The sequence below is a fragment of the Microbacterium sp. NPDC090014 genome (assembly GCF_044748285.1).
Taxonomy (GTDB): domain Bacteria; phylum Actinomycetota; class Actinomycetes; order Actinomycetales; family Microbacteriaceae; genus Microbacterium.
Genome location: NZ_JBIVFS010000001.1, coordinates 2,771,607 through 2,793,135 on the forward strand (window position 1 = coordinate 2,771,607; position 21,529 = coordinate 2,793,135).

Consider the following 21,529-nt stretch of genomic DNA (forward strand, 5'->3'; position numbering starts at 1 on the left):
ATGAGCGACGAGAACCCGACCATCGAAGATCCCGAACTGGGCACCCTCACGCGCGCCACGACCGAGCTGTCCGACGGAACGGTACTGACCCATGACTGGTATGCAGGCGGCACGGTCGTCGCCGGCGCCCCTCTCGATCTCATGATCGAAGGCACCGATGCCGGTGAGGCTGCCGCACTGCTCCCCCATGTGCATCAGACCATAGCCGCCCTCGGCGTCCTACGACGACTGGCGACGGATGCGGTCGTCGCCGCCTTCAGCAATGCGGCCCCGGAGCAGCACGAGCTCGACGACGCGGCGACCGACCTCACCCTCGAGACGCTCGAAGCCTCGTCCGATGGCACGGTCGTGCTCCATTTCATCGACACCTGCGGCCAGCACTTCCCCGAGGGCTACTGGCCCGCCGTGCACCTCGGTGCCGACGGTCAGATCACCCAGGTGACGGTCGAATCCTGAGCGAGGCTGAGCGCGTTCGATCCCGCCCTACGATGGTGAGATGCAGCGACGCCGTCCGTCCGACCCGCTTCTCTGGGCCTTTCTGCCCTATGCGGCGGCATCGGCGGCTCACGTGGCGCTGCTGAGCGTTGGCAGCCCCGCAGCCGGGCCGACGAAGCTCCTGCTCATGCCCTTGCTCGCCGTGCCCGTGTTCGTGTCAGTGGGTCGCGCCGCGGAACGCTCGGCGCTGGCGTTGACCATCGCGGCACTCCTGTTCTCGTGGCTCGGCGACAGCGCAGGGGTGTTCTTCCCGGCGGCGCCAGAAGTGCCTCTGATGCTCCTGTTCTTCGGCATCGCGCATCTGGCATACATCGCGCTCTTCATGCGCCATCTCGCCGCGCGGCGGATGCCGTGGTGGGCGCTCGTCTACGCCGCTTGGTGGGTGGTGATGCTGGTGTTCATCGGTCCGCACGCCGGTGGGCTGCTGATCGCGGTGGCTGTCTACGGTCTCGTCCTCGCGAGCACAGCGGCCACCGCCACTCGATGCTCTGCGCTCGTGTCGATCGGCGGCGCCTTCTTTCTCGCCAGTGACACTCTCTTGGCTCTTCGGCTCTTCCTGCCCGGTTCCCTGCCGGACTGGAGCAGCCCCGCCATCATGGCCACCTACACGCTCGGGCAGGGTCTGATCATCGCCGGCACCCTGATCGCACTGAGAAAGCGAGACATCTGATGGCGGATGCAGCACGGGTCGACAGCTGGCTCTGGGCGATCCGCGTCTACAAGACGCGCTCGGCCGCCACCACTGCATGCCGTGCGGGGCATGTGCGCGTGAACGGCGACAAAGTGAAGGCTGCTCAGCACATCCGCCTCGGCGACGAACTGCGCATCCGGATCGCCGGATTCGATCGGATTCTCATCGTGCGTCAGCTGCTCGTCAAGCGCGTCGGCGCCCCTCTCGCTGCGCTGGCGTATGAGGATCGCACACCGGAGCGCGAACCGCAGGCGGCTCTCGGACTGCGTGATCGGGGGGCTGGGCGACCCACGAAACGCGAGCGTCGCGACATCGACAAGCTGCGCGGGCGAGGATACGAGGATGACGGCATATTCCAGGGTTGAGCCTGGATGCGGTCGAACATAGGTTCTAATGTGGACCTATGACCCGGCGTACCAACTTCGACCTCGATCTCGAGGAGCGCTGCCGCCTGCTCGACGAATGGGTCACCACGCGCCGCCAGATCGCTGCGCTCGAGGCCGAGTCCTACGCGCTGCTGGTCGAGCGGATCGGCATGCACGACAGCGACGTCTCGGAGAGCCCGCACCATCGCGAGGCGATCTACCGCTCGATGGTCGCAGAGTACTCCGCGGCCGGTCGCATCCCGAAAGGTTCGGTCGAGTACGCCTTCACCGATGCACGCACATTGACGCGCACGCTCCCGGCCGTGCAGGCCGCCTTCTCTGTCGGGTCGATCAGCGTGCGTCATGTCCGTGAGATCGTGCGTGCGAGCGAGATCGTCGACGACGCCATCCGCGATGGGCGGGTGGACGCCGAGACGATGAGCCTCTACGAGGCTGCTGTTCTGGTGGTCGCTGAGAACGACACGGCACCGAGAACGAAGACCCATGCACGTCAGGTGGCGGCAGCTCTCGTCGGCGAGACCGTCGTCGAGCAGCATCGCCGAGCGGCCGCGGAACGGTGTGTCACCGTCAAGTCCGTCGGCGACGGGCTTGCGGCCCTCACGGCGATCCTGCCCGAGTGGGTCGCAGTGGCGATCTCCGATCGGCTCACGCAGATGGCCCGGCACATCACTCGCACCCGCAACGAGCAGGAGCCTATCCTCGAGCCGCTGGACGAACCGGAGGGCTCGCTCTACCTCGACGACCTCTCGCCCGATGATCCCCGATACGAGTCCTACTTCGACACAGCGGTGATCGCCGCCGACGGCACGTTCGTCACCGACCCGCTTGCCGGACTGATCGACCCGATGGCCGACGCCTCGAGCCCTGACATCGAGCACCTCTCCGGCGACGCTCGCACATTCGACCAGATGCGCGCCGATGTGCTGGCTGACCTGCTCCTCACTGCCGATCCGAACGAAGCGACAGGCACAGGGCTGGAGAACATCTCCGCCCGCATCCAGGTCACCGTCGCTGCAAGCACTCTCGCCGGGGAGGACGATCGTCCCGCTGAACTCGACGGACACGGGCCGCTCGATCCCGACGTCGCGCGGGGACTCGCAGGACATCGCACCGGGTGGGCGCGTCTGTTCCTCGACGCGCAGGGACTGGTCACGGAGACCGACTCCTACTCCCCGACAGAGCAGATGCGGCGGTTCCTCAGAGCGCGCGATCAGCACTGCAGGTTTCCCGGATGCAGGATGCCGGTGCATCGTTGCGAGATCGACCACAACCACGACCACGCCCGTGGTGGACGCACGCGCGTCGACAATCTCAGCCACTTCTGCACGACGCACCACTCGCTCAAGCATCCGGACATCCATGAGCGGCATCGGTGGACGGCGCGCCAGACCTCTGACGGGTCGCTCACGTGGACGAGTCCGCTCGGCCGCGAGTATGTCGACCCACCGCGACGAAGAGTGATGTTCGTCTGAGCGCAGCACACGTCACGCTGAGTGCGGCACCCTCACGCTGAGCGCAGCATCCTCACGCTGAGCGCAGCACGCGTCACGCTGAGCGCAACACCCCTCAGGCTGAGCGCAGCCACCGTCGGACGAGGGGGCGCACAGCCAAGACGAAGCGGAGCGCGCGCTGAGACGGAGCGGAGCACGCACTGAGACGAAAGCGGCCCCGACTATTGCGGGAGCACGCTCAACAGCCAGCCCGCCGAGCGCACTTGCGCCGCGCCCGCTGCGTCGACGCGGTTCTGCAGCTCGCGGTCGCTCGAGATGACCACGACATGCTGCCCGGCACGCGTTCGACGTTCCACCTCGGCCACAATCGCGTCGTCTCCGGCCCCCTCGGCGCGGACGATCGAGACGCCACCTGCGGGAAGCAGCTCGGGCACCTCCGCATCGGCGTCCGACGACGGAGTCACGATCCCGCGCGCCTGTCCCTCGACGACGAGAGCGATCTCCGGGAACCAGGTCGCTCCCCCGACCCCGAGGTCGGCCGCGGGCACAGCGAGTCCGTCGAGGCGCGAGGCAAGACGAGCCGTCGCACCGGCACGATCTCTCCACCATCCGTTCGGCACAGAGCCGACCACGTTGGCGGCGTCGACGACGAGCGACAGGCGCACATCGAGCAGGGTGCGCAGAGCAGGCCAGGCGCTACCGAAACCGGGGTGCAACGGCCGTGCGTCCACCTCATCGACGGGCACCCACTCGAGAGCCACGCTCTCGGGGTCACTGATCACGGGGTCGAACGGACGCACCACATCGGCGATGACGGTCGTGTACGACCACACGTCCAGATCGAGCACGCTGGTGAACCGGGGTCGCACGGCCGCATCCGGAACCCCGGCCTCTTCCTGCGCCTCGCGCACTGCGCCCACGATCGCGCTCTCGCCCTCGTGCATGGCGCCGCCAGGCAACCCCCATGTCCCACCGAAGTGCGACCAGGACACCCGGTGCTGAAGAAGGATCCCGCGTTCCGGATCGACGGCGAGCAGCCCAGCCGCGCCGAAGCGCCCCCAGTACTTCTCCCCCGAGGGGGCGATCACCCAGGCGTCGCCCGGGTTTCGCGGCCCATCTGGGCGGCGGGGTTCACCTGCGGCGGGAGGTACGACAGTCACCCCTTCAGCCTGTCACAGCATCCGGCTGTCGGCATCCGCCGGGGTCATACGCGGGAACAGCTGTGCCCGCGCGGATTCGCGCGGGCACAGCTGTCGAATCGGGTGCGATCAGCGCTGGCGCTTCTCGCGGACCCTCATGTTGATGACGATCGGAGTTCCGTCGAATTCGTAGAGCTCGCGCAGACGACGCTGAATGAAGCGGCGGTAGCCCGGGTCGAGGAATCCCGTCGTGAACAGCACGAACGTCGGCGGACGCGTCGATGCCTGCGTGCCGAACAGGATGCGCGGCTGCTTTCCGCCACGCAGCGGGTGCGGGTGCTCGGCGACGAGCTCTGCGAGGAAGGCGTTGAACTTGCCCGTCGGGATGCGACGGTCCCAGTTCTCCAACGCCGTCTCGAGCGCCGGCACGAGCTTGTCGAGGTGACGACCGGTCTTGGCCGAGATGTTCACTCGGGGCGCCCAGGCGACGTGCGCCAGGTCCTGCTCGATCTCACGCTCGAGGTACCGACGTCGATCGGCGTTCTCGAGGTCGTCATCGTTCAGACGATCCCACTTGTTGAATGCCAGCACGAGAGAGCGGCCCGACTCGAGCACGAGATCGATGATGCGGACGTCCTGCTCGCTGATCGTCTCGGACACATCGAGGACGACGACCGCGACCTCCGCCTTCTCGAGAGCAGCGGACGTGCGCAGCGACGCGTAGAAGTCAGCACCCTGCGCCATGTGCACCCGGCGGCGGATGCCGGCGGTGTCGACGAGGCGCCAGAGCTTGCCACCGAGCTCGACGATCTCATCGACCGGGTCACGGGTGGTTCCCGCGAGGTCGTTCACGACCACGCGCTCTTCGCCGGCCGCCTTGTTGAGCAGCGAGGACTTGCCGACGTTCGGTCGACCGAGGATCGCGACGCGCCGCGGCCCGCCGATCTCGGCCTTCGCGACCGCGGAGACATCCGGCAGCTTCTTCAGCAGCTGGTCGAGCAGATCGGCGACGCCACGACCGTGGATCGCCGACACCGGGTAGGGCTCGCCGAGGCCGAGGTTCCAGAGAGCCGCAGCCTCAGGTTCCTGACGAGCGTCGTCGATCTTGTTGGCGACGAGGAAGACCGGCTTGCCGCTCTTGCGCAGCAGCTTCACGACGTGCTCATCGGTCGACGTGGCGCCGACCATGGCGTCGACGACGAACAGCACGATGTCGGCGAGGTCGATCGCGACCTCCGCCTGCGCGGCGACCGAGCGGTCGATGCCGCGGGCGTCGGGCTCCCAGCCGCCCGTGTCGACGAGCGAGAAGCGACGGTCGGCCCACTCGGCCTTGTACGTCACGCGGTCGCGGGTCACGCCGGGGGTGTCCTCGACGACTGCCTCACGACGACCGAGGATGCGGTTGACGAGAGCCGACTTGCCGACGTTCGGTCGACCGACGATCGCGACGACCGGCAGGGCCGGGAAGAACTGGATCCCGTCCTCACCCATCGTGATGCCGGCGAGAAGGGCGGCATCTTCATCGTCCAGGTCGTAATCGGCGAGGCCGGCGCGCAGGGTCTCGGCCCGCGCCTCGGCGAGCTGCTCGTCGAGCGACTCCATCTTCTCGGCGAGCTGGTCGGGGCCGCCTTCGTATTCGTCGTCAGCCATGGTGTACTCCTCGGATTCGTTCGATCACCGCGAGGACGGCGTCGATGGTCTGTGTGAAATCGAGCTCCGTCGAATCGACGACCTCGACGCCGTCTGCGGCGTTCAGGAAGTCGACGACGGCGCTGTCTGATGCGTCGCGCTTGTGCAGTGCGGCCGCGACGGCCTCGGCGTTCTCGCCGGCGAGCTCGCCGGCACGTCGTGCGGCGCGCACCTCGGGCGCAGCCGTGAGGAGGATGCGCACCGGAGCGTCGGGAGCCACCACGGTGGTGATGTCCCGCCCCTCGACGACGACCGCCGGGTACGGCGCCTCGGCGACGAGGGTGCGGAAGAGACGATTGACCTGGTTCCGCACCTCGGGCACACGGGCGACGCCGCTCACCGCGCTCGAGACCGATGGTTCGCGGATCGCGTCCGTGACGTCGACCTCTCCAACGAGCACGGTGCGATCGTCGGGGTCGAGGCCAAGGCGCACGGGGAAGTCGGAGACGGCGTCGAGCACCGCCGCCGCATCCGCCGTGTCGGCGCCTCGATCCAGCACATGCCAGGCGAGAGCGCGGTACGCGGAGCCGGTGTCGAGGTAGCCGAAGCCCAGAGCCCGAGCGACCGCCTTGGACACGCTGGACTTGCCGGAGCCCGCGGGCCCGTCGATCGCGATGAAATCAGTCATTGGTCGTACCTGCAATCCGCCAGCCGCGTTCCTGAAGTCCGGTGATCGCCCCGTGCAGCGCAGCAGGGTCGACGCTGATCTCGGCCAGGCCGAACTGCGCGCCCGGCGAGTGCTCGAGACGGAGGTCCTCGACGTTGACGCCGAGCTCTCCGAGTTCGCCGAACAGTCGACCGAGCTGGCCGGCGGTGTCGTCGACCATCACGACCAGGGACTCGAATCGCTGGTTCTGCCCATGCTTTCCGGGAAGACGTTCGACGCCGTCGTTGCCCTGCCGGATCGTCTCGGCGACCACACGCCGAGCCCCGGGGGCCTCGGGCGCGCGCAGAGCGTCCGACACCTCGCGGAGATCGGATGCCAGAGCGTCGAGGATCTCGACCACGGGCCCGGCGTTCGCTCCGAGGATCTGCACCCAGAGTTCGGGGGCGGATGCCGCGATACGCGTCGTGTCGCGGACGCCCTGGCCAGAGAGGCGCAGCGCACCCTCGTCGGCGGTGGCGAGACGGCCGGCGAGCAGGCTCGCGACGACCTGAGGAACGTGGGAGGTGAGAGCGACCGAACGGTCGTGCTCCTCGGGAGTCATCTCGAGCGGCATCGCTCCGACATCGAGGGCGAGCGCTTCGACGAGCGCGAGATCGGTGGCGGTCGTGTCGGCATCCCGGCACACCACCCAGGGGCGGCCCACGAAGAGGTCGGCGCGCGCAGAGATCGCTCCGCCGCGCTCGCGTCCGGCGAGGGGGTGCGAGCCGATGTAGCGGGTGAGGTCGACGCCACGGTGCTGCAGGCTGTGCAGGGGCTCGAGCTTGACGCTCGCCACGTCGGTGACGACAGCGTGAGGGAAACGACTCAGCTCCGACTCGATGACATCCGCGGTGACGTCCGGCGGCACGGCGACCACGACCAGCACCGGCGAATCGTCCTCGGCGGCCGAGCGGCCCGCCCCGTAGTCGATCGCGAGACGCAGCTGGGCGGGCGAGGTGTCGGCGAGCACCACGTCGACACCCTTCGCACGAAGGGCATGTCCGATGCTCGCGCCGAGCAGCCCGGCGCCGACGACGCGAACGGTTCCCGAGAGTCTGGCCGCGATTCGTGGCGCGACAGAACTCCGAGCCCCCGTGGGCGCACTCGTCGTATCGGTCACTCGTTCTCCTGTTGCTCGCCTGGCGCCTCGGCGACACCGGAATCACGGCGCGACAGAGTCAAGAGTGCGCCGAGTTCGATTTTAGTCAGTTCGCGCGTCTTCCCAACCGGGAGGGTTCCCAGGTGCAGCGGGCCGAACTGGCGGCGCACGAGTTCGGTCACCGGGTGGCCGACCGCTGCGAGCATCCGTCGGACGATGCGATTGCGCCCGGAGTGCAGCGTCAGCTCGACGAGACTCGACCCGCGAGAGGTGTCGAGCAGCCTCGCCTTGTCTGCCGCGATCGGACCGTCGTCGAGCTCGATGCCCCGGGTGAGCTTCGAGATCGTCTGCGCGGTCACTTCGCCTTCGACCTTGGCGATGTAGACCTTGGTCACCCCGAATGACGGGTGAGCGAGCACGTGAGCGAGGTCTCCGTCGTTGGTCAGCACCAGCAGCCCGCTGGTCTCCGCGTCGAGCCGACCGACGTTGTACAGCCGCTCCTCGTAGTCCTCGGTGAACCGGCGCAGATCGGGGCGATCGTTCTCGTCTCGCATGCTGCTGACGACCCCGGTGGGCTTGTTCAGCATCACATAGCGCTTCGACACGTCGAGCTGAACAGCGGTGCCGTCCACATCGATGAGATCGGTCTCCGGGTCGACGCGACGGCCGAGCTCGGTGACGGTCACGCCGTTGACACGGATGCGCCCTTCGACGATGTACTGCTCGATCACGCGTCGCGAGGCCACGCCCGCCGCCGACAGCACCTTCTGCAGGCGGATGCCCTCTGGTGTCTCGAAGCCGCTCATCGGAAGGTCCCTTCGTTGAAACTGATCCTGCGCGTCGTGCCGACGCGGCCGGTCGCCGCCGTCAGGACGACCGAGATCATCGGATGGTCCCTTCGTCGAAGCCGTCCGCGCCGTCGTCGAGCAGAGGAGAGATGGGGGGCAGCTCGTCGAGCGAGTTGATGCCCAGGTGCTGCAGCAGAGCGTCGGTCGTGCCGTAGTTGATGGCGCCGGTCTCGGAGTCCGCGAACAGCTCGGTGATGAGACCTCGTGCGAGGAGCGTCCGCACGACGGAGTCGACGTTCACCGCGCGGATCGACGCCACCTGGCTGCGCGTGACGGGCTGCTTGTAGGCGATCACCGCGAGCGTCTCGAGCGCCGCCTGCGAGAGTCGTGCCGGCGCTTGTCCCCCGACGAACTCCGCGACGACGTCGTCGTGATCCTCCCGGACGTACAGGCGCCAGCCCCCGCCGACCTCACGCAGCTCGAAACCCCGTCGCGGTCCGTGACCCTTGCCGTCGTAATCGTCGACCAGCGTCTCGATCGTCTGTCGGACGGCAGCGACCGGTGATCCGACGGCAGCGGCGAGAGCGACGAGTCCGATCGGCTCGTCGATGATCAGCAGGATCGCCTCGATGCGCTCGGAGAGAGGCGTGTCACGCACGGCCGGCTCGGTCACGGCTCCGGTCACTGCGTCAACGGTGTCATCGGTCATAGTCGGCTCCCAGGGATGCCAGTGTCTCGTCCGACCAGGAGTCGGCTGCCCAGCGCAGCGTGAGCTCGCCGAGCGGTTCCAGTTGCTCGAAGGAGAGTGCGGCGTGCCGGTAGAGCTCCAGCACGGAGATGAACCGAGCGACCACGATCCCGGGCTCGCTCACACCCGCGACCAGCTCGCGGAAGCTCACGGACTCCGCCGCGCGCAGCAGAGTGACCACGATCGCGGCCTGTTCGCGGATGCTGACGAGCGGAGCGTGCAGGTGATCGAGGCCGACATGCGGGATCTCCTTCGGCGCGAACGCGAGGAGCGCGAGCGCGGCGAAGTCATCCGCGCTGAGCGACCACACGAGCTCTGGGGTCTTTCGCCTGTGCTTCTCATCCAGCCGGACAGCACGCACGTGCCGACGGTCCTCGCGCTGCAGGCATCGGGCGAACCACGCCGAGACCTCTTTGAAGGCGCGGTACTGCAGGAGTCGCGCGAAGAGGAGGTCACGTGCTTCGAGGAGAGCGACGGCTTCGGCATCCACCAGCTCGCCCTGAGGCAGCAGTCCCGCCACCTTCATGTCGAGCAGCGTCGCTGCGACCACCAGGAACTCGGACGCCTGATCGAGCTCCTCGTCGTCGTCGAGCTCCTTGAGGTAAGCGATGAACTCGTTGGTGACGGCGCTCAGCGACACCTCGGTGATGTCCATCTCGTGCTTCGAGATGAGGTTCAGCAGAAGGTCGAACGGGCCGTCGAAGTTCGACAGGGAGACGCGGAACCCGGGATCCGCCGGCAGTGCGGTGTCAGCGATGTCTGAGCCGATGTCCGCGACGGACTGAACGGGCGAGACGGACTGAACGGGCGAGACGGACTGAACGGGCGAGACGGACTGAGGCGAGACGGACTGAGGCGAGACGGACTGAGCCGGGGTGTCTGGCGGCTCGAGCTCAGGCGACAGCGCCACGGGCGACCAGCTCCCGCGCCAGTCGCAGGTACGCCTGCGCGGCAGCGTGCTCCGGAGCGAACTCGGTGATCGGCACACCGGACACCGATGCATCGGGGAACTTGACGGTTCGACCGATCACGGTCTCCAGGACGTCGTCCCCGAACGCCTCGACCACACGCTCGAGAACCTCACGCGAGTGCAGGGTGCGCGGGTCGTACATGGTGGCGAGGAGGCCGTCCATGGTGATCGACGGGTTCAGGCGGTCGCGCACCTTGTCGATCGTCTCGATCAGCAGCGCCACACCGCGAAGCGCGAAGAACTCGCACTCGAGCGGGATGATGACGCCGTGAGCGGCGGTCAGCGCGTTGACCGTCAGCAGACCGAGCGAGGGCTGGCAGTCGATGAGGATGACGTCGTACTCCCCCGCGACCTGGCGGAGGACACGGGCGAGGATCGTCTCGCGGGCGACCTCGTTCACGAGGTGCACCTCAGCGGCCGACAGGTCGATGTTCGCCGGCATGACGTCGAGGCCTTCGACACCCGAGTGCACGATCGCATCATGTGCGTCGCGCTTGGTGTCGAGCAGCAGATCGTAGATCGTCGGCACATCGTGCGTCTGAATGCCGAGACCTGCCGACAGTGCGCCCTGCGGGTCGAAGTCGACCGCGAGGACCTTCCGGCCATATTCGGCGAGGGCCGCGGCGAGGTTGATCGAGGTCGTGGTCTTGCCGACGCCGCCCTTCTGATTGCAGAGGGCGATGATGCGGGCCGGACCATGCGAGGCGAGAGGAGCAGGGGTCGCGAAGCCGTGATAGGGACGCCCGGTGGGTCCCATGGGGGTGTCGTCGGTCTTCGACGTCTTCGCCCTGGACTTCGCCGCGTTCTCAGCCACCGATTCTCCTGCTCGTTTCGTGCTTGATCGAGTCTACCGATCGCCCGGAGGGTTCCACGCCTCGGCCGCGGCGATCCCGCGTTTTGGCCGCAGCTCGGCTCACCGGGCGCGAGGGTGCGACGTCGCGTAGATGTCGCGCAGCGTGTCGACAGACACGTGCGTGTAGATCTGGGTCGTCGCGACCGAGGCGTGTCCGAGCAGCTCCTGCACGACGCGCACGTCTGCGCCGCCCTGCAGCAGGTGCGTGGCGAACGAGTGCCGCAGCGTGTGCGGTGAGACATCGGCGGTGATGTGCGCGTTCTCCGCGGCCGCGCGGATGACCAGCCAGGCGCTCTGGCGCGACAGGGGCGCACCGCGCGCGCCGAGGAACAGCCGCGCCGACGCCCGACCCTTCACTGCGAGCCCGGGACGGACCCGGGTGAGGTACGCGTCCACCGCTGCGCGGGCGAACGAGCCGATCGGCACGATACGTTCCTTCGACCCCTTGCCGCGGAGGCGCAGGACATCGCCATGAGCGAGGTCGTCGACGTCGAGCCCGACGGCCTCCGACACACGAGCGCCGGTCGCGTAGAGCAGCTCGAGCAGGGCCCGGTCACGGATGCCCAGCGGATCCTCCGCGCTGGGGGCGCCGAGGAGGCTCTCGACCTGGTCGATCGTCAGCGCCTTCGGCAGACGCCGCGGGGCCTTGGGCGGACGGAGACGGCCGCTCGGGTCATCCGGTTCGATCCCTTCACGCGCCAGGAACCGGTGCCATCCGCGCACCGACGACTGCAGGCGGGCGAGGCTCGTCGCCGCAGGAGCCGGATCGGCCCCGGAGCGATCGGCGATGAAGCGTCCGACGACCGCCGGGCTGATCTCAGCGGTGTCCGTCACCCCCTCGGACACGAGCCACTCCAGATACATGTCCAGGTCGCGTCGATACGCGGAGATAGTGTGCTCGCTGAGACCGCGCTCGATCGTGACGTGGCGCAGATACGTGTCCAACGCTCGGTCGAGCTGCATGCTCAGCTCCGGTCGCGCAGCCTCTGCGCGGCCGCGAGGACGCCGATGCTGAGGATGCCGTTGCGCATCCGCCCGTCGAGCACCGCGGCGACCGCGGCATCGAGCGGCACCCACTCCACGCGGATGTCAGCCTCTTCGTCCACGCGCGCGTGTGCTTCGTTCGCCGTCGACACACCACTCGCGAGGAAGACGTGGATGACCTCGTCGTTGCCACCCGGGGTCGTCCACGACGATACGAGCGGCTCCCAGTGCGCCGCGACGAGATCGGCCTCCTCCGCCAGCTCGCGCTGAGCTGCCGCGAGGGGCTCCTCCCCCGGCATGTCGAGCAGACCTGCCGGCAGCTCCCAGTCGCGGTGACGGATCGGGTGCCGGTACTGCTGGATCAGCAGTACGCGACCCTGGTCATCGAGCGCGAGGATCGCTACGGCGCCGGTGTGCGCGACATACTGACGGCGGATCTCCCCGTCGCCGTAACGCACACGGTCGTCGCGCACATTCCAGACGGCACCCTCGTAGACGAGGTCACTCTGCAGAACCTCCGGCTGGAAGGGCTCGTCTCTCAGCTCATCGAACTCAGACATGGGCTTCGCCACGCTCAGGCGACTGCTTCGCCGAACTCGGCATCGGCCTCGACGTCGAAGAGCTCGCTCGAGCGGTGACGCTCGATCGCAGCCCCGACCAGGCCACGGAACAGCGGGTGCGGGTCGGTCGGGCGCGAGCGGAGCTCCGGGTGCGCCTGGGTGGCGATGTAGTACGGGTGGACGTCCCGCGGGAGCTCGACGTACTCGACCAGGTCGAGCTCGGGGTTGAGACCCGAGAAGACCAGACCGGCCTCGGAGAGACGCGCACGGTAGGCGTTGTTGACCTCGTAGCGGTGGCGGTGACGCTCCGACGCCTCGGGGCCGCCGTACAGCTCGCTCGCCAGGGAGCCCTCCGCCAGCGCCGCCTTGTAGAGGCCGAGCCGCATCGTGCCACCCAGGTCTCCACCGTCGAGGATCTCGATCTGCTCCGCCATCGTGGCGATGACCGGCTCGGTCGTCTCGGGGTCGAACTCGCTCGACGACGCGCCCTCGATGCCGGCGACATCACGGGCGTATTCGATGACCATGCACTGGAGGCCGAGGCAGAGGCCGAGGGTCGGAATTCCCTGCTCGCGCGCGAACTTCAGCGCACCGAGCTTGCCCTCGATCCCACGGATGCCGAAGCCACCGGGAACGCAGATGCCGTCGAGTGCGGCGAGCTGCTCGCGGGCGCCCTCGGGGGTCTCGCAGCGGTCCGACGGGATCCAGCGGATGTTGACCTTGGTCTCCTGTGCGAAACCGCCGGCCTTCAGCGCTTCGGTCACCGAGAGGTAGGCGTCCGGCAGGTCGATGTACTTGCCGACCAGGCCGATGGTGACCTCGTGCTTCGGGTTGTGCACGGCGTGGAGGACCTTGCTCCAGCGCGACCAGTCCACCTCGTCGGCAGCCTTCTGGTCGAGTCCGAGGCGGCGCACGATGTACGAATCGAGCCCCTGGTCGTTGAGCGTCGAGGGGATGTCGTAGATGCTCGGCAGGTCGACCGTGTTGATGACGCCCTCGGCGTCGACGTCGCACATGAGTGCGATCTTGTTGCGGTTGCTCTCGCTCACAGGCCGGTCGCTGCGGAGCACGAGGGCATCGGGCTGGATGCCGACCTGACGGAGGGCCGCCACCGAGTGCTGGGTCGGCTTCGTCTTCTGCTCACCGGATGCGCCCATGAACGGAACCAGCGAGACGTGCACGAAGAACACGCTGTCGCGTCCGAGCTCGTGACGCAGCTGACGAGCGGCCTCGAGGAACGGCTGCGACTCGATGTCGCCGACCGTTCCGCCGACCTCGGTGATGATCACGTCGGGGCGAGGATCCTCGGTCGCCTGCAGACGCATGCGGCGCTTGATCTCATCGGTGATGTGCGGGATGACCTGCACGGTGTCGCCGAGGTACTCGCCGCGACGCTCGCGGGCGATGACCTGCGAGTAGATCTGACCGGTCGTGACGTTCGCCGCCTGCGACAGGTTGATGTCGAGGAAGCGCTCGTAGTGGCCGATGTCGAGGTCGGTCTCGGCACCGTCATCCGTGACGAAGACCTCACCGTGCTGGAACGGGTTCATCGTGCCCGGATCGACGTTGAGATACGGGTCGAGCTTCTGCATCACGACGCGGAGTCCGCGTGCGGTGAGGAGGTTGCCGAGGCTTGCGGCAGTGAGCCCCTTACCCAAAGACGAAACGACACCACCCGTCACAAAGATGTGCTTGGTCGTGTCGTTCTTGGGCCCCGCAGAAGAAGAGTTCATCACGGGCTTCGATCCTATCAGGAGGTGAGGGCGCCGAGGCTGAGAAGTTCTCGGGCGTGGGTGATCGCGGCATCCGAATCGGTCAATCCGGACAGCAGTCGGGCCATCTCGGCCTCGCGCTCCTGGCCTTCGAGACGGCGGACACTCGATGCGGTGACTGCTCCGTCGTGGGATTTCACGACGGAGAGGTGGTTGTTGGCGAACGCGGCGACCTGAGCCAGATGGGTCACGGCGATCACCTGCGACTTCTCTGCGAGTCGGGCAAGTCGTCGGCCGACCTCGATCGCCGCCGCACCGCCGATGCCGGCATCGACCTCGTCGAAGACGAAGGTCGGCACGGGGTCGGTGCCGGCGATCACGACCTCGATGGCGAGCATCACGCGCGACAGCTCACCGCCGGATGCCCCCTTCGAGACGGAGCGGGGTTCGGCACCGGGGTGGGGCGCGAGCAGGATGGCGACGTCGTCGCGGCCGTGAGCGCTCTCCGCCCCGGGCGTGACCGCGACCTCGAGAGTCGCGTCCGGCATGGCGAGCTCGTGCAGCTCATCGCTCACGGCGACGCCCAGTCGTGCTGCGGCTGCGGTGCGCTCCGCGGTCAGTGCCTCGGCCCGGGAATCCAGCTCTGCACGAGCGGCGTCCCGTTCGGCCTCGAGGCGTGCGAGCCGCTCGCCGTCGTCTTCGAGTTCGGCGAGCCGGGTCGATCCGGTCTGCCACAGCTCGAGAGCCTCGTCCAGCGAACCGTGCGCACGGATGAGCGTGCTCAGTGCCGCGCGCCGCTCTTCGACCGCCGCGAGCTCGTGCGGTCCCGATTCGTCGAGATCGGCGAGGTAGGCGGAGAGCTGTCCGGCGATGTCGGCGATCCGGTAGCCGATGTCGGCGAGGCCCGCGGATATCTCGGTGAGCGCGGCGTCGGAGACCCGTTCGAGCGCGCGACGCGCCTCGGCGATCAACGCGGATGCGTCGGGCTCGCCCTCTTCGTTCGAGAGCGCGCCGTGGGCGAGCGAGGCCGCGAGGCGCAGCTCCTCGGCGTTCGCCAGGCGCTCGGCCCGTGCCGACAGCTCGACGTCCTCGCCCGGTTCCGGGGCGGCAGCCTCGATGAGAGCAAGTGCCTCCCGAAGCCGGGAGGCCTCGTCGGCTCGGCGATCACGGTTCTCGGTGATGTCCGCGATCTCGGAATCCAGCTCGCGCCACCGGGTGAACGACGATGCGTAGGCGTCGAGCGCCCGGGCGATCGACGCTCCTCCGAAGCGATCGAGCGCATCGCGCTGCGCAGCGGCAGAGCGCAGCCTGAGCTGCTCGGACTGACCGTGCACGACGACCAGCTCCTCGGCCAGGGCCGACAGCACACCCGCCGGCGCCGCGCGTCCTCCGACGCTCGCACGGCTGCGTCCCTCGGCGCTCAGCGTGCGTGAGACGTACAGCTCTGCGGCACCGGAACCGGCGGGTTCCAGCTCGCCGCCGGCGTCTGCCACGATGTCCGCGACGTCGCCGGTCTCGGGGACGATCCACACGCCCGCGACCGAGGCCTGGGTGGCACCGGCACGCACCGCTCCGGAATCGGCGCGCTGACCGAGCAGAAGGCCGAGGCCGGTCACGACCATCGTCTTGCCGGCACCGGTCTCACCTGTGATCGCGGTGAATCCGGGCCCGAGAGGCATTACGGCGTCGGCGATCACGCCGAGTCCCTGCATCCGCATCTCCTCGATCATGAGGTTGCCCCCTGCCCGCGCCATCCCGCGACCGGCAACTGGAACTTGCGCACCAGACGATCGGTGAACGCGGTCGGGTGCAGACGCGCGAGGCGCACGGGGCGCGATGATCGCCGCACGACGACTCGGGCCCCCGGCGGCAGGTCGTGGGACCGTCGCCCGTCGCACCAGAGGATGCCAGCGCCGGACGTGCCTTCGAGCATCTCGATGGCCACGGCGGCATCGGGGCTGACCACCAGCGGCTTGGCGAAGAGCGCGTGCGCCGAGAGCGGCACCACCGCGATGGCTTCGACGCTCGGCCAGATGACCGGACCGCCCGCGGAGAAGTTGTAGGCCGTGGACCCGGTCGGAGTGGACACGACCATTCCGTCGCATCCGAAGCTCGAGAGGGGGCGTCCGTCGATCTCGAGCACGACCTCGATCATGCGCTCCCGACTCGCCTTCTCGACCGTCGCCTCGTTGAGGGCGAACGTCTCGTAGACCACCTCGCCGTCGACGTCCTTGACCCGGACGGACAGCGCGAGACGCTCTTCGACCTCGTAGTCGCGGTCGATGACGCGGCGCATGGCGGCATCCATGTCATCGCGGTCGATCTCCGCGAGGAATCCGACGTGGCCCATGTTGATCCCGAGCACGGGAGCCGCGCAGCCGCGCACCAGCTCGGCGGCTCGCAGGATCGTGCCGTCGCCGCCCAGGACGATCGCGAGCTCGAGCTGCTCCTGCTGCACCGTCTCGCCGAGCACGTCGACATCCGCGAAGCGGGCATCGACGGCACGCAGGTCGAGGCTGTCGTCGGCGGCGAGCACGGGGCGCGCCCCCGCGCCACGCAGCGCATCGACCACGCGGAGGGCCGCTTCGACCGTGTCTTCCCTGCCGGCATGGGCGACGACCAGGATGTTGCGCTCGTTCATCGTCTCCCTGTCAGTTCGTTGATGCGGTCCGACCATTCTGACGGATCACTGCCGCGGCCCGGTGCGAGGTGCAGAAGGTATTCCGTGTTCCCGTGGGTCCCGAGAATCGGGGAGGACAGGATGCCGAGCATGCCGAGGCCCGCGTCCCAAGCGCTCCACGCCGTCCGCGCGACGGCGTCGGCGCGCGTGGCGGGGTCTGTGACCAGTCCCCCGCGCACGGCCGTTCGACCGACCTCGAACTGGGGTTTGACCAGCAGCACGATGTCGGATCCCGCCGCTGCCACGCTCGCGACGGCCGGCAGGACGTGCTCGAGCGAGATGAACGAGAGGTCGCCCACGATGAGGTCGGGAGCTGCGTCCTCCCCGGTCACGTCCCGCAGGTTCTCTGGGGTCATGTATCGGACGTTGTACCCCTCGACGCGCACCACACCGGGATCGGATGCCACGACAGCGGCCATCTGATCGTGTCCGACGTCGACGGCCAGCACACGGCGCGCTCCGCGCTCACGCAGCACCTGGGTGAAGCCACCGGTGGAGGCTCCCATGTCGAGCGCCAGACGCCCTTCGGCAGAGATGCCGAAACCGTCGAGCGCGGCGACCAGCTTGTGCGCGCCGCGACCGACATAGTGGTCGGCACCCGCGACGGAGATCTCGGCCTCATCGCTGACAGGCATCGACGCCTTCACGACCGGTCGGCCGTCGATGCTCACCAGACCGTCAGCGATCAGGGTTGCGGCGTGGGTGCGGGAGCGGGCGAGTCCTCGCGCGGCGAGGGCAGCGTCAAGTCGCGTCATCGGGCGCCCGGCGCATCGCGCTGATCGAGTCTCGCGCCGCTGTCGAGGCGGCGGGACAGCTCGTCATGCAGCCCGGAGTACGCGTCTGCTCTGGCAGCGAGAGGCTGCCCCTCGATCAGGCGCAGGCGACTCCACAGACCATCGGTCGGTGCGTCCGTCGTCTCTTCGCTCACGCTTCTACTGTACGCGGCAGGGCCGACACGTCGGCGGAGCCACGGCGAGGGCCCGGCTGCCCGTCAGGGCCGGTGGAAGGGGTCGTCGTAGAGGCGCTCAGGGACGCGAAGCACGAACACCGGTGTCCCGGAAGCCCAGATCGCGGCGGCCCCGGCGCGCAGCAGATCGATCTGCGCCTCGCCCTCGGCGATGATCTCGACATCCGCACCGGTGACGCGCACAGACGCGCCGTTGACCGAATAGACGCCGTCCTTGGACGTGACCTCCGGGTACGGCTGGTGCAGTTCCCGCAGATCGCTCAGGATGTACGTCGGACGGGATCCTTCCGGTGCCGCGAGCACGTGCTTCGGCCGGTCGATGCCCGTGAGCACCAGCGCGGAGTCGATACCCGCCCTGACCGCCCCGAGAATGTCGGTGTCGAGACGGTCGCCGATGAACAGCGGCTTCGTCGCGCCGAAGCGCGACGTGGCCTCCTCGAAGATCGGAGTCTCCGGTTTGCCTGCGACTGTCGCGAGCCGGCCGATCGCCGTGTGCACGGCGGACACGAGCGTCCCGTTGCCCGGGGCGACGCCGCGTTCGCGCGGGATCGTCCAGTCGGTGTTGGTGGCGATCCACGGGATGCCGCCCTCATCCTCGGGGAGCTTCAGGGCGAATGCCGCTTCTGCCAGGTCCGTCCAGGCGACCTCAGGGGCGAAGCCCTGCACGACCGCATCCGGAGCATCCTCAGCACTGCGAGTCACCGTGTAACCGGCCTTCTCGGCCTCGTCCACGAGCCCGGCTCCCCCGACGATCAGCAGCATCGCCGGAGGGGGCACGATCCCGGCGAGCAGCCGCATGGCGGCCTGCGGGCTGGTGATGACATCAGCCGGGGCGACGTCGAGACCCAGGCTGCTGAGGTGCTCGGCGACCGACGCGTCGGTGCGCGACGCGTTGTTCGTGATGTAACCGAGTCTCGCGGTCTCACCGGCCGCGTTGAGGCTCTCCACCGCGTAGGGCAGCGCGCCAGGGCCCGCATAGACGACGCCATCCAGGTCAGCGAGCACGGCGTCGACACCGTCGAGCGGCGTGCGCAGCGCGGGCTTCTTGGAGAACAGCCCCACTACGCCTCCTCAGAGGGCTCGGATGCTGTGCGCTTCGCGTCGGTGTCGGCGGGGTCGCCGTCCTCGTCCTCGGCCTCGCCCTCGCCGAGTAGCTCACGCACCTCGTCGTCGATCGATGGTTCCGGCTCGATATCGGACTCGGTGTCCGCCTCTTCAGCATCTGCAGCCGCCATGGTCTCGTCGGACTCGGCGGGCTCCAGGTCGGACTCAGAATCGTCAGACCCAGAATCGTCGGACCCAGAATCGTCAGACCCAGAATCGTCAGACCCAGAATCGTCAGACCCAGAATCGTCAGACCCAGAATCGGACCGGCCGTCTTCAGCATGGTCGTCATCGAAGTCACCTTCGATGAGACCGTCTTCGATGATGATCTCCTCATCACCGGCTTCGTCGACGCCCAGCGCTTCCGCAGCGACCTCGGCGCGATGCGCCCAGAACTCTGCCTCGTCGGTGCGCCCCAGGTCCTCGAGCACGGCGGCGCGCGCAGCGAAGAGTGCGGGGCTCCACTCGAATGCGCGGTCGGGGTCGAGCTCAGGGATCTCGAGTTCGCCGAGCGCGAGTTCGAGGTCGCCCTGATCCAGACGTGCACCCGACATGGCGATCGCCAGCGAGACACGGACGGGCGTGGTCAGAGCGGTCCGGTCGACAGCGCGACCGGTCTCGAGCGCACGGTCGGGGCGGCCGATGCCCCGCTCGCTGTCGACCATCAGGGCGATCTGATCGTCCTTGCCGGAGATGCGGCGGTACGTGCGCAGCTCACGCAGCGCAAGAGCGAAGTCCTCGGTCGCATAGGCGGTGATCCCGAGGGTCTCGCGGACGATCGCAATGCGGCCGGCACGGCGGGATGCTGCGAGAGCGTGCTCATGAGCGAGGGCGGGATCCTCGTCGATGAGACGCGACGCCATCGCGAGGTGACGAGCGACGAGGTCGGCGTTCTCCTTGCTCAGGGTCTTCAGCTCATTGCGCGCCGACGTGTGCAGGTCGCGGGCCGTGACGTCATCGGGGATGTGCGGGTCGTTGAAGCGAGGACGATCGCCCGCTGCCTGCACCGGACGCTCACGGTCCACTCCCCCACGCTGCGGGTACGAGCGCGACGAGTCGCGGTCCTGCCGCGGCGCGCGGTCATCGCGGTTGTAGCCACCCGTGCGGGGCCCGCCATCGCGGTTATCGCGGTTGTAGCCGCCCGAGCGAGGAGCACCACCGTCGCGACTGTCACGGTTGTACCCACCGGTACGGGGAGCGCCACCTTCACGGTTGTAGCCACCGGTACGAGGTGCGCCACCGTCACGGCTGTCACGGTTGTAACCGCCCGAACGCGGAGCACCACCATCACGGTTGTCGCGGTTGTACCCACCGGTACGGGGAGCACCACCGTCACGGTTGTAGCCACCGGTACGAGGTGCGCCACCTTCACGGTTGTAGCCACCGGTACGAGGTGCGCCACCGTCACGGCTGTCACGGTTGTAACCGCCCGTACGAGGAGCGCCACCGTCACGGCTGTCACGGTTGTAACCGCCCGAACGCGGAGCGCCACCATCGCGGCTGTCGCGGTTGTACCCACCAGTGCGAGGAGCACCACCGTCACGGTTATCGCGGTTGTACCCACCAGTGCGAGGAGCACCACCATCGCGATTGTCGCGGTTGTACCCACCAGTGCGAGGAGCACCACCATCACGGCTGTCACGGCTGTACCCACCAGTGCGAGGAGCACCACCATCACGGCTGTAGCCGCCCGAACGGGGTGCGCCACCATCACGGCTGTCACGGTTGTAACCGCCCGAACGCGGAGCGCCACCATCACGGCTGTCACGGTTGTAACCGCCCGAACGCGGAGCGCCGCCGTCACGGCTGTCACGGTTGTAACCGCCCGAACGCGGAGCGCCGCCGTCACGGTTATCACGGTTGTACCCACCAGTGCGCGGGGCCCCCCCATCGCGGTTATAGCCGCCCGAACGGGGAGCGCCACCATCACGGCTGTCACGGTTGTACCCACCAGTGCGAGGAGCACCACCGTCACGGTTATCACGGTTGTACCCACCAGTGCGAGGAGCACCACCATCACGGTTATCACGGTTGTACCCACCAGTGCGCGGGGCACCACCATCACGGTTATAGCCGCCCGAACGGGGAGCGCCACCATCACGGTTATAGCCGCCCGAACGGGGAGCGCCACCATCACGGTTATCGCGGTTGTACCCACCAGAACGGGGGGCACCACCATCGCGGCTGTAGCCGCCGGAACGGGGAGCGCCACCATCGCGGTTGTCGCGGTTGTACCCACCAGAACGGGGGGCTCCTCCGTCACGACTGTAACCGCCCTCGCGGCGGGGTGCGTCGTCGCGACGCGGACCGCTGCTGCGATTCTGTTCCGAGCGTCCTCCGGAAGGTCGGTTACTGCGCGATCCCTGGTCGTCGTTGCGACGCGGACGGCGCTCTTCCTCTTCCGGCATGATGCTCCCTGTTCTAGATGTTGTTAACGCAAAATGGCCACCCAACGATGGGTGGCCATTTGCTTAAAAGAAGTCCGGCGGTGTCCTACTCTCCCACAGGGTCCCCCCTGCAGTACCATCGGCGCTGTGAGGCTTAGCTTCCGGGTTCGGAATGTAAAC

At 68.2% G+C, this 21,529-nt stretch carries 22 protein-coding genes and 1 rRNA gene; 4 read left to right on the forward strand and 19 right to left on the reverse strand.

The features are described 5' to 3' along the window. The 4 genes from ACIPV5_RS13295 to ACIPV5_RS13310 are packed head-to-tail and all read left to right on the forward strand — an operon-like array spanning position 1 to position 3,044. On the forward strand, positions 1 to 456 hold the full coding sequence (locus tag ACIPV5_RS13295; protein ID WP_400341212.1) for a hypothetical protein: 456 nt from the start codon (positions 1 to 3) through the stop codon (positions 454 to 456). A gap of 40 nt (positions 457 to 496) precedes the next feature. Further along, entirely contained in the window at positions 497 to 1,165 is a 669-nt protein-coding gene (locus tag ACIPV5_RS13300) for a lysoplasmalogenase (RefSeq protein WP_295104357.1), read from the forward strand. Continuing rightward, entirely contained in the window at positions 1,165 to 1,551 is a 387-nt protein-coding gene (locus ACIPV5_RS13305) for an RNA-binding S4 domain-containing protein (RefSeq protein ID WP_400341214.1), read from the forward strand. The genes ACIPV5_RS13300 and ACIPV5_RS13305 overlap by 1 nt, the downstream gene beginning before the upstream one ends. 38 nt (positions 1,552 to 1,589) lie before the next feature. Further along, positions 1,590 to 3,044: a DUF222 domain-containing protein gene (locus ACIPV5_RS13310; protein WP_400341215.1), complete on the forward strand. Its 1,455-nt coding sequence runs from the start codon at positions 1,590 to 1,592 to the stop codon at positions 3,042 to 3,044. Positions 3,045 to 3,244: 200 nt separating this feature from the next. Here ACIPV5_RS13310 and ACIPV5_RS13315 read toward each other — a convergent pair whose 3' ends face one another. From ACIPV5_RS13315 to rrf, 19 genes are all read right to left on the reverse strand, one after another. Beyond that, a complete protein-coding gene (locus ACIPV5_RS13315) occupies positions 3,245 to 4,183 on the reverse strand; it encodes an NUDIX domain-containing protein (protein ID WP_295104351.1) in 939 nt (312 codons plus the stop codon). Positions 4,184 to 4,291: 108 nt separating this feature from the next. Continuing rightward, positions 4,292 to 5,812 (reverse strand): ribosome biogenesis GTPase Der, encoded by a 1,521-nt coding sequence (gene der, locus ACIPV5_RS13320; protein WP_053096842.1) that lies wholly within the window; start codon positions 5,810 to 5,812, stop codon positions 4,292 to 4,294. After that, entirely contained in the window at positions 5,805 to 6,479 is a 675-nt protein-coding gene (gene cmk / locus ACIPV5_RS13325) for a (d)CMP kinase (RefSeq protein WP_400341217.1), read from the reverse strand. The genes der and cmk overlap by 8 nt, the downstream gene beginning before the upstream one ends. Then, positions 6,472 to 7,617, reverse strand: a complete 1,146-nt coding sequence (locus tag ACIPV5_RS13330; RefSeq protein ID WP_083569352.1) for a prephenate dehydrogenase — start codon at positions 7,615 to 7,617, stop codon at positions 6,472 to 6,474. The genes cmk and ACIPV5_RS13330 overlap by 8 nt, the downstream gene beginning before the upstream one ends. After that, positions 7,614 to 8,402, reverse strand: a complete 789-nt coding sequence (locus ACIPV5_RS13335; protein WP_056278993.1) for a pseudouridine synthase — start codon at positions 8,400 to 8,402, stop codon at positions 7,614 to 7,616. Before ACIPV5_RS13335 ends, ACIPV5_RS13330 begins: the two co-directional genes overlap by 4 nt. A gap of 76 nt (positions 8,403 to 8,478) precedes the next feature. After that, positions 8,479 to 9,093 carry an SMC-Scp complex subunit ScpB gene (gene scpB / locus ACIPV5_RS13340; protein WP_053096848.1) on the reverse strand — a complete coding sequence of 205 codons (615 nt, stop codon included), beginning with the start codon at positions 9,091 to 9,093 and terminating at the stop codon, positions 8,479 to 8,481. Continuing rightward, entirely contained in the window at positions 9,083 to 9,901 is an 819-nt protein-coding gene (locus ACIPV5_RS13345) for a ScpA family protein (protein ID WP_295105834.1), read from the reverse strand. Before ACIPV5_RS13345 ends, scpB begins: the two co-directional genes overlap by 11 nt. Positions 9,902 to 10,025: 124 nt before the next feature. Further along, complete coding sequence (locus ACIPV5_RS13350) at positions 10,026 to 10,859, reverse strand: ParA family protein (RefSeq protein ID WP_053099169.1); 834 nt, start codon at positions 10,857 to 10,859, stop codon at positions 10,026 to 10,028. A gap of 156 nt (positions 10,860 to 11,015) precedes the next feature. Beyond that, positions 11,016 to 11,918, reverse strand: coding sequence for a site-specific tyrosine recombinase XerD (xerD, locus tag ACIPV5_RS13355; protein ID WP_400341220.1), 903 nt, complete (start codon positions 11,916 to 11,918; stop codon positions 11,016 to 11,018). A gap of 2 nt (positions 11,919 to 11,920) precedes the next feature. After that, entirely contained in the window at positions 11,921 to 12,499 is a 579-nt protein-coding gene (locus ACIPV5_RS13360; RefSeq protein WP_053099170.1) for an NUDIX hydrolase, read from the reverse strand. A gap of 14 nt (positions 12,500 to 12,513) precedes the next feature. Beyond that, a complete protein-coding gene (locus ACIPV5_RS13365; protein ID WP_053096852.1) occupies positions 12,514 to 14,232 on the reverse strand; it encodes a CTP synthase in 1,719 nt (572 codons plus the stop codon). A 17-nt stretch (positions 14,233 to 14,249) separates the two neighbouring features. Continuing rightward, the gene (gene recN, locus ACIPV5_RS13370; protein WP_400341222.1) at positions 14,250 to 15,941 is read right to left on the reverse strand and encodes a DNA repair protein RecN; all 1,692 of its coding nucleotides are present in this window, start codon (positions 15,939 to 15,941) and stop codon (positions 14,250 to 14,252) included. Further along, on the reverse strand, positions 15,938 to 16,852 hold the full coding sequence (locus ACIPV5_RS13375; RefSeq protein ID WP_400341223.1) for an NAD kinase: 915 nt from the start codon (positions 16,850 to 16,852) through the stop codon (positions 15,938 to 15,940). Before ACIPV5_RS13375 ends, recN begins: the two co-directional genes overlap by 4 nt. Further along, positions 16,849 to 17,646 (reverse strand): TlyA family RNA methyltransferase, encoded by a 798-nt coding sequence (locus ACIPV5_RS13380; RefSeq protein WP_400341224.1) that lies wholly within the window; start codon positions 17,644 to 17,646, stop codon positions 16,849 to 16,851. Before ACIPV5_RS13380 ends, ACIPV5_RS13375 begins: the two co-directional genes overlap by 4 nt. After that, positions 17,643 to 17,819, reverse strand: a complete 177-nt coding sequence (locus ACIPV5_RS13385; RefSeq protein ID WP_320488823.1) for a hypothetical protein — start codon at positions 17,817 to 17,819, stop codon at positions 17,643 to 17,645. Before ACIPV5_RS13385 ends, ACIPV5_RS13380 begins: the two co-directional genes overlap by 4 nt. 63 nt (positions 17,820 to 17,882) lie before the next feature. Continuing rightward, complete coding sequence (locus tag ACIPV5_RS13390) at positions 17,883 to 18,920, reverse strand: HAD-IIA family hydrolase (RefSeq protein WP_400341225.1); 1,038 nt, start codon at positions 18,918 to 18,920, stop codon at positions 17,883 to 17,885. Beyond that, entirely contained in the window at positions 18,920 to 19,987 is a 1,068-nt protein-coding gene (locus ACIPV5_RS13395) for a hypothetical protein (RefSeq protein WP_400341226.1), read from the reverse strand. The genes ACIPV5_RS13390 and ACIPV5_RS13395 overlap by 1 nt, the downstream gene beginning before the upstream one ends. Further along, positions 19,873 to 21,225, reverse strand: coding sequence for a hypothetical protein (locus ACIPV5_RS13400; RefSeq protein WP_400341227.1), 1,353 nt, complete (start codon positions 21,223 to 21,225; stop codon positions 19,873 to 19,875). Before ACIPV5_RS13400 ends, ACIPV5_RS13395 begins: the two co-directional genes overlap by 115 nt. 217 nt (positions 21,226 to 21,442) lie before the next feature. After that, positions 21,443 to 21,529, reverse strand: a 5S ribosomal RNA gene (gene rrf / locus ACIPV5_RS13405); the annotation flags it as partial.

What these genes read in the sequence shown, in the direction of transcription:
- ACIPV5_RS13335 (WP_056278993.1), bottom strand. Translation starts at nt 8,402, where the DNA reads ATGAGCGGCTTCGAGACACCAGAGGGCATCCGCCTGCAGAAGGTGCTG.
- ACIPV5_RS13310 (WP_400341215.1), top strand. Translation starts at nt 1,590, where the DNA reads ATGACCCGGCGTACCAACTTCGACCTCGATCTCGAGGAGCGCTGCCGC.
- der (WP_053096842.1), bottom strand. Translation starts at nt 5,812, where the DNA reads ATGGCTGACGACGAATACGAAGGCGGCCCCGACCAGCTCGCCGAGAAG.
- ACIPV5_RS13375 (WP_400341223.1), bottom strand. Translation starts at nt 16,852, where the DNA reads ATGAACGAGCGCAACATCCTGGTCGTCGCCCATGCCGGCAGGGAAGAC.
- ACIPV5_RS13305 (WP_400341214.1), top strand. Translation starts at nt 1,165, where the DNA reads ATGGCGGATGCAGCACGGGTCGACAGCTGGCTCTGGGCGATCCGCGTC.
- ACIPV5_RS13350 (WP_053099169.1), bottom strand. Translation starts at nt 10,859, where the DNA reads ATGGGACCCACCGGGCGTCCCTATCACGGCTTCGCGACCCCTGCTCCT.
- xerD (WP_400341220.1), bottom strand. Translation starts at nt 11,918, where the DNA reads ATGCAGCTCGACCGAGCGTTGGACACGTATCTGCGCCACGTCACGATC.
- ACIPV5_RS13365 (WP_053096852.1), bottom strand. Translation starts at nt 14,232, where the DNA reads ATGAACTCTTCTTCTGCGGGGCCCAAGAACGACACGACCAAGCACATC.
- ACIPV5_RS13360 (WP_053099170.1), bottom strand. Translation starts at nt 12,499, where the DNA reads ATGTCTGAGTTCGATGAGCTGAGAGACGAGCCCTTCCAGCCGGAGGTT.
- recN (WP_400341222.1), bottom strand. Translation starts at nt 15,941, where the DNA reads ATGATCGAGGAGATGCGGATGCAGGGACTCGGCGTGATCGCCGACGCC.
- ACIPV5_RS13300 (WP_295104357.1), top strand. Translation starts at nt 497, where the DNA reads ATGCAGCGACGCCGTCCGTCCGACCCGCTTCTCTGGGCCTTTCTGCCC.
- ACIPV5_RS13295 (WP_400341212.1), top strand. Translation starts at nt 1, where the DNA reads ATGAGCGACGAGAACCCGACCATCGAAGATCCCGAACTGGGCACCCTC.
- cmk (WP_400341217.1), bottom strand. Translation starts at nt 6,479, where the DNA reads ATGACTGATTTCATCGCGATCGACGGGCCCGCGGGCTCCGGCAAGTCC.
- ACIPV5_RS13380 (WP_400341224.1), bottom strand. Translation starts at nt 17,646, where the DNA reads ATGACGCGACTTGACGCTGCCCTCGCCGCGCGAGGACTCGCCCGCTCC.
- scpB (WP_053096848.1), bottom strand. Translation starts at nt 9,093, where the DNA reads ATGACCGATGACACCGTTGACGCAGTGACCGGAGCCGTGACCGAGCCG.